The sequence below is a fragment of the Streptomyces sp. NPDC003697 genome (genome assembly GCF_053587115.1).
Genome location: NZ_JBSFNN010000089.1, coordinates 21,844 through 28,354 on the forward strand (window position 1 = coordinate 21,844; position 6,511 = coordinate 28,354).

The 6,511-nt window shown below is 76.7% G+C and carries 3 protein-coding genes; 2 read left to right on the forward strand and 1 reads right to left on the reverse strand.

Translation table 11 applies throughout. The annotated features are described in order from the left end of the window. The first annotated feature begins 154 nt into the window (after positions 1-154). Positions 155-2,014: an HSP90 family protein gene (locus ACWDNY_RS26655; protein ID WP_451648334.1), complete on the forward strand. Its 1,860-nt coding sequence runs from the start codon at positions 155-157 to the stop codon at positions 2,012-2,014. Next, positions 2,011-4,956, forward strand: a complete 2,946-nt coding sequence (locus ACWDNY_RS26660; RefSeq protein ID WP_451648335.1) for a tetratricopeptide repeat protein — start codon at positions 2,011-2,013, stop codon at positions 4,954-4,956. Before ACWDNY_RS26655 ends, ACWDNY_RS26660 begins: the two co-directional genes overlap by 4 nt. A 459-nt stretch (positions 4,957-5,415) precedes the next feature. Here the strand turns inward: ACWDNY_RS26660 and ACWDNY_RS26665 are convergent. Beyond that, positions 5,416-6,511, reverse strand: a 1,096-nt coding sequence (locus ACWDNY_RS26665) for a DAK2 domain-containing protein (RefSeq protein WP_451648336.1), incomplete at its 5' end; no start/stop codon positions are given.

A 6,511-nucleotide genomic window follows, 5' to 3' on the forward strand; every position in this document is an offset into this window, starting at 1 on the left:
GCACCGACATTCCCGTAGACGTGCCGGGAAACCCATGGTCAGACGGGTCGGCGGGGCTCTAGGATGGCGCGCTCCGGCCATCCCCCGCGGTCACCGCCCCACCCGGACCGCCCGACCCCGCGCCGTCGCCCGTCCCCCCACCGGCGCTGCGACGATGGACTCCCAGACCTCACAGTCATCCTCGGCATCCCCGTCCGCCCCCGAGGCGGCCCACACCTTCCAGGTCGACCTGCGCGGCCTGGTGGATCTGCTCTCGCACCACCTCTACTCCAGTCCCAAGGTCTATCTGCGCGAGCTGCTGCAGAACGCCGTGGACGCCATCACCGCCCGCCGCGCCGAACAGCCCGACGCGCCGGCCCGGGTCCGCCTGCACGTGGACCCCGGGGAACCAGCCACCCTGCGGGTGGAGGACAGCGGTATCGGCCTCACCGAGTCCGACGTGCACGACCTGCTGGCGACCATCGGCCGCAGCTCCAAGCGCGCCGACGGGCTGCGGGAGGCCCGCGCGGACTTCCTCGGGCAGTTCGGCATCGGCCTGCTGGCCTGCTTCGTGGTCGCCGAGCGGATCCGCGTCGTCAGCCGCAGCGCCCGTACGCCCGGGGCGCCGCCCGTGGAGTGGACGGCGCGCGACGACGGCTCCTACACCGTGCGGACGCTGCCCGACGACGCCCGGCCCGAGCCCGGCACCACCGTGCACCTGCGGGCGCGGGCCGGGGCCGGCGAGTGGCTCACGGAGCAGCGCGTCCTGGCCCTGGCACGGGACTTCGGGTCGCTGCTGCCGTACGACGTCCGGGTGGGCGGCACCGCGGTGACCGAGCTGCCGGCGCCCTGGGACCGGGCGTACCCCTCCCCCACCGCCCGCCGGGTCGCCCTGGCCCGGCACTGCCACGGCCTGTTCGGCTTCACCCCGCTGGACTCGATCGACCTGGACGTGCCGCTGGCCGGGATCCGGGGGGTGGCGTACGTGCTGCCGTCGGCGGTCAGCCCCGCGCAGCGGGCGGGCCATCGCGTGCACCTGAAGGGCATGCTGCTGACCGAGCGGGCCGAACAGCTGCTGCCCGACTGGGCGTTCTTCGTGCGCTGCGTGCTCGACACGGACAGCCTGCGGCCCACGGCCTCACGCGAGTCGCTGTACGAGGACGAGACGCTGGCCGCCGTGCGGGAGGCACTGGGCGCGCGGATCCGGTCCTGGCTCACGGGCCTGGCGGCCGGCGACCCGGAGCGGCTGGCGGCGTTTCTGTCCGTGCACTTCCTGGGAGTGAAGTCCCTGGCCCGGCACGATACGGAGATGCTGCGCACGATGCTGCCGTGGCTGCCGTTCGAGACGACCGACGGGCGGCTGTCCCTGGAGGAGTTCGCACAGCGGCACCCCGTCGTGCACTTCACGCGGACGGTGGAGGAGTACCGGCAGGTGGCGCCGATCGCCTCCGCGCAGGGCATCGGTGTCGTCAACGGCGGCTACACCTACGACAGCGAGCTGGTGGAGGCGCTGCCGTCGGTGCGGCCCGGGACGGTGGTCGCCGAGCTGGACGCGGAGACCGTGACCGCCCACCTGGACGCGGCCGACCCGGCCGAGGAGCTGGCGCTGTCCGGGTTCCTGGCGGCCGCGCGGGCGAAGCTGGACCCGCTGGGCTGCGACGTCGTCCTGCGCGCCTTCCACCCGCTGTCGGTGCCCGCGCTGCACCTGGACGACCGGGCGGCGCGGCACGAGCAGGCCCGCGCCGAGGCCGAGTCCGGCGCCGACGACCTGTGGGCGGGCATCCTCGGCTCGCTGCGCGGGAGCTCACCGCGGGCCCGTCTGGTGCTCAACCACCTCAATCCGCTGGTCCGGCGGATCGGTTCGCTGGGCGACCCGGAGCTCATCGGCACCGCGACGGAGTCCCTGTACGGGCAGGCGCTGCTGATGGCGCAGCGCCCGCTGCGACCCGCCGACTCCGCGCTGCTGAACCGGGCGTTCATCGGCCTGCTGGAATGGGCCACCCACAGCGACCCGACCGAGGAGGGCCGGCGATGACCGGGATCACCGACTTTGACTCCCTGCGCAGGGCGATGGCCGAGAACGGGGAGCAGCCCGAGGGTCCCGCCCGCAACGCGCGCGCGGAGCAGCTGCTGGCCGAGGCGGAGAAGCTGGACATCCCGCTCGCCGTGATCGAGGCGCTCGGGCACCAGCTGAAGGTGTACAACTACAGCTCCGAGAAGGACAGGATGTTCGTCCCCTTCGCGCGGCTGCTGCGCATGTGGGACGAACACCCCGAGGACTTCGACGCGTACGAGACCCACTCGCTGCACTGGGTCTTCAAGTGGATGTCGGCCGGCATGCTGGGCCAGCCGCACATCCCGCTGGCGTCCGTGGAGAAGTGGCTCGGCGAGATGGAGCACCGCTACCGGCTCGCCGGTCACTCCGAACGCGCCGTGCGCAGTGCCGAGTTCAGCGTCGCCGCGCACGTCGGCGACGTCGGGCGGGCGGAGCGGGCGTACGCCGCGTGGCTGGCCGCCGACCGGGACAGCATGGCCGACTGCCACGCCTGCGAGTTGCACACGCAGGGCTGGTGGCAGGCCGAGCGCGGCCGTGACGAGGAGGCGCTGCGGCTGTGGCGGCCGGTGCTGGAGGGCGAGTACACCTGCGCGCACGAACCGCACACCGTCCTCGCGTCGTCGCTCACACCGCTGCTGCGGCTGGGCCGCCCGGACGAGGCGCGCGCCCACCACCTGCGGGGCTTCCGGCTGGTGCGGGAGATGGAGAGCATGCGCGGCGCGTACGCCGACCACGTGGAGTTCTGCGCGCTGAGCGGGAACGAGGCACGCGCCCTGGAGCTGCTGGCCCAGCGTCCGGCGTACTTCACGGACGCCGGTCATCCGCGCAGCGAGCTGGACTTCCTGTCGGTGGTGACGCTGCTGATGGACCGGCTGGTGGAACTCGGGCTGGGCGGGCAGCCGGTGCCCGGGCCACCGGAACGGAGCTGGACGGCCGGTGAACTCGCCGTCCACGCGCGGGCCCGTACCGAGGCCCTGGCCGCCCGTTTCGACGCCCGCAACGGCACCTCCCACGTGGGCGAGCGGACACGCGCGCGCATGGCGCAGCGCCCGCTGGTGGACCGGCTCCCGCTGGGCGTGCGGACGGCACGGCCGGCCGCCGCAGCGCCCGCCCCCGCCGTGCCGCCCGTGGCCGCGCCGGACCCCACGCCGGAGACCGGCCTGCCCGGGCTGCTCGCGACGGCGCGGAGGCTGTCGGACACCCTGCAGCCGCACGCCATGGAGGCGTGGGCGGCCGTCGCGCGGGCCGCCGAGGGCGCCGAGCTGGACGCCCGCGACCGGGCCGAGATCGCCGACCACGAGGCGATGGCGCGGGGGCCCGAGGGCGCCGCGCTCTTCGAGCGGGCCGCCGGTCTGTACGCGGAGGCGGGCGACCCCGGCGAGGCGCTGGCGGCGCGGTCGCGGGCGGCGTACGCGCGGGCGCTTGCCGGCGACGTGGACGGGGCGCTGGCCGCGGTCGCCGAGCCGTACGAGCGGGTGCGCGCGCTGTTCGCCGGGGACGGGACCGGCCCGCGGCAGACGGCGTCCGTGCTGATCAGCCGGGCCCGCATCCTGATGCGCCGGGTGCACGAGGCCGACGGGCCCGTCGCGGAGGCCGACCTGTCCGCCGCCGAGGGCGCCGCGCGGGAGGTGCGGGCGGTCGCCGAGGGAGGCGCCGGGCAGGACGTGCGGCTGGCGTCCCGGGCGGCCGAGGCGCGGGCGATGCTCGCGGAGGTCGCCGTGCACACCGGGGACCTGGAGGGGGCCGCGGAGCTGTTCACGCGGGCCGCTGCGGAGTACGTGGCCGCCGGGCTGCCGTGGTTCGCGGTGGAGTACGAGGCGCGGCTGGCCGGGATCGCGCACCATCTCGGCGACGTGGCCGGGGCCGAACGGGCGCTGCGCGCGGCCCTGGAGCACGGCGGGCCGCATCTGGAGGCGCCGGGCCGGGCCCAGCTGCACCTGCAGCTCGCCGAGGTGCTCGGCGGGCGGGGGCGGGCCGAGGAGGCCGCGGACCACGCCCTGCAGGCGGCGCACTGGGCCGACGAGGCCGGCGAGAGCGCGACGCTGGGCGCCTGGGCACGGCAGCAGCTCGGCGGTCTGCTGCTGCGGCTGGGGCGGTTCGCCGAGGGCGCGGAGGTGCTGGAGTCGGCGCTGGGGGAGCTGTCCGCCGAGACCCACGGCGACGGCGCGGTCGTACAGACGCAGTGGTGGCTCGGCGACTGCCTGAGCGAGCTCGGGGAGCACCGTGCGGCGGCCGAACGGCGGCTCGAGGCCGCCGAGATCGCCCGGCACTGGCCGGAACAGCAGGACCACGCCACGCTCGCCCATCTCGCCGCCGAGTCCCTCGGCCGTGCGGGGCTGCCCGCGGAGGCGGACCGTGCCTACGCGCGGGCGGGCGAGTTGTGGCGCTCGCTCGGCAACGTCCACGGACTGGTCCGCGCGCTGCGCGCCCGCGCCTGGCTGGCGCTGCGCACCGACGCGGGCCCGGAGGGGGCGCGGGAGCTGATGGCGGCCGCCGTCCGCGAGTGCGAGGAGGCGCTGGGCGCGGCGGAGGACGAGGAGACCCGGCAGCGGCTCGTGGCCGAGGCCGGCCACACGCACCGCCAGTTCGGCGACCTGGTCGCGCGCTGCGTCGCCGAGGACGCCGAGGAGGACACGCTGCACGCGGCCCACGAGGAGGCCCTGACCCGGATGACACGGGCGGCCGCCGCCTTCGCCCTGCTCGGGGAGCACGGCGTGCACGGGCGCACCGGCGCCGAACTGGCCGCGGGCTGGCTGGAGGCCGACCTGGGCCGCCCGGCCGCGGCCGCGGCACGCGCGGGTGCGGTGCTGGGGGCGTACGCCGACGTGGCGGACACGGAAGCGGACGAGACGGTGCACGCCCGGCGCGACGAGGCGGGCCGGATGCTGCGCCTCGTGGAGGAACAGCATCCCGCGAACTGACCAGCGGCCGGCCCGCGCGGACCCGCTTCCGGGCGGCCCGGCCCGGGGCCCGCAGACCGGCTCGCCGTACGGCCGACCGGTCGGGCGCGAGCCCGCCGAACAGCCGACCGGTCGGGGGTGCCGGAACGGTTCGCCGGACGGCCACCCGGCGGGACGCCGTCCGAGGTCGGCTGCCCGGCGCTGTGCGGCTTGCCGGCGACCTGGCGACGCTCACCCGTCACGGCGTGACCGGCGACCCGCCCGGACAACATCCGCTCACGGCCTCGCGGGCGGCGAGGAGAGCTGCCACTCGGCACCCGGCAGGCCGGTCGGGCGCGAGCCCGCCTCGGGGCGGGCGGGCCACCACGCCGGGCTCGCCCAGGGGCGGCCGGCCAGGGGCGGGCTCGCGCCCGCGGGCCGGTCGGGGCGGCAGCGGCTTGGCGGTCGGCCGGGGGTGGCCGTTCCGGCGCGTCGCCGGTGCTACTCCACTCCGATCAGCAGCAGCGTTCCCTGCCCGCCGCCCCGGTAGACCACGGTGTCGACGGCGAGGTAGGTGGTGCGCACGCGGGACTGGAGGTCGTCGGCGACGGTGTCCGGGGCGTCGTCGCCGAGGACGAGGGTGACCAGTTCGCCGCCGGCCGCGAGCATGCGGTCCAGGACGGTCTCGGCGACGGCGGTCACGTCCGAGCCGATCACGGCGACGTCGCCGTCGATGAGGCCGAGGACGTCCCCGGCCTGGCAGATGCCGGCCGTGGTCCACGACTGCCGTTCGGCGACGGTGACCTCGGCGTAGCGGGTGGCGCCCGCCGCCGACGTCATGGCGACGACGTCCTCGTCGAAGCGGCGGCCGGGCTCGTGGACGGCGAGGGCCGCGATGCCCTGGACCGCCGAGCGGGTCGGGATGAGGGCCACGCGGACGCCTTCACCGCGGACCTGCTCGGCGGCGGCGGCCGCGGTGTCGCGCAGGTCGACGTCGTTGGGCATCAGCACGACCTCGCGCGCGTGGGCGCGCCGGACCGCCTCGACGAGTTCGCCGCTGGCCGGCGGCTCGCCCGGGCGGGCCGGCACGGAAGTGGCCCCTGCCTCGGTGTACAGGTCGGCCAGGCCCTCGCCCGGCACGACGGCGACGACGGCGCGCTGGGCGCGTTCTCGGGGCGGCCGTCCGATGCCGGTGGTGTGGACGTCGCCCGCCCCGAAGTGGGTGATCCGGATCCGGTACGGCCGCCCGGCCTCCAGGCCCGCCTCCACGGCGGCGCCCGCGTCGTCGACGTGCACATGGACGTTCCACAGCCCGTCGCCGCCGACCACGACGAGGGAGTCCCCGAGGGCGTCGAGCCGCTGCCGCAGCCGGGTCACCGCCGCGTCGTCGGCCTCCAGCAGGTAGACGACCTCGAAGGCGGGACCGCCCCCGTCCGCCGCGCCCCCGTCCAGTGCGCCCTCGTCCAGGACGCACTCCTCCACAGCGCCCTCGCCGTGAGTGCCCTCGCCGGACGCGGTCTCGTCCGGGGCACCGGTGCCGGGGGCGCCCCGGCTGCCCGGCCTCCACGTCGAGCCGGTCACCCCGCCGGTCCGCAAC

Bases quoted from the DNA above. Each gene is read 5' to 3' on its own strand.
- ACWDNY_RS26655 (WP_451648334.1), top strand. From the start codon at position 155: ATGGACTCCCAGACCTCACAGTCATCCTCGGCATCCCCGTCCGCCCCC.
- ACWDNY_RS26660 (WP_451648335.1), top strand. From the start codon at position 2,011: ATGACCGGGATCACCGACTTTGACTCCCTGCGCAGGGCGATGGCCGAG.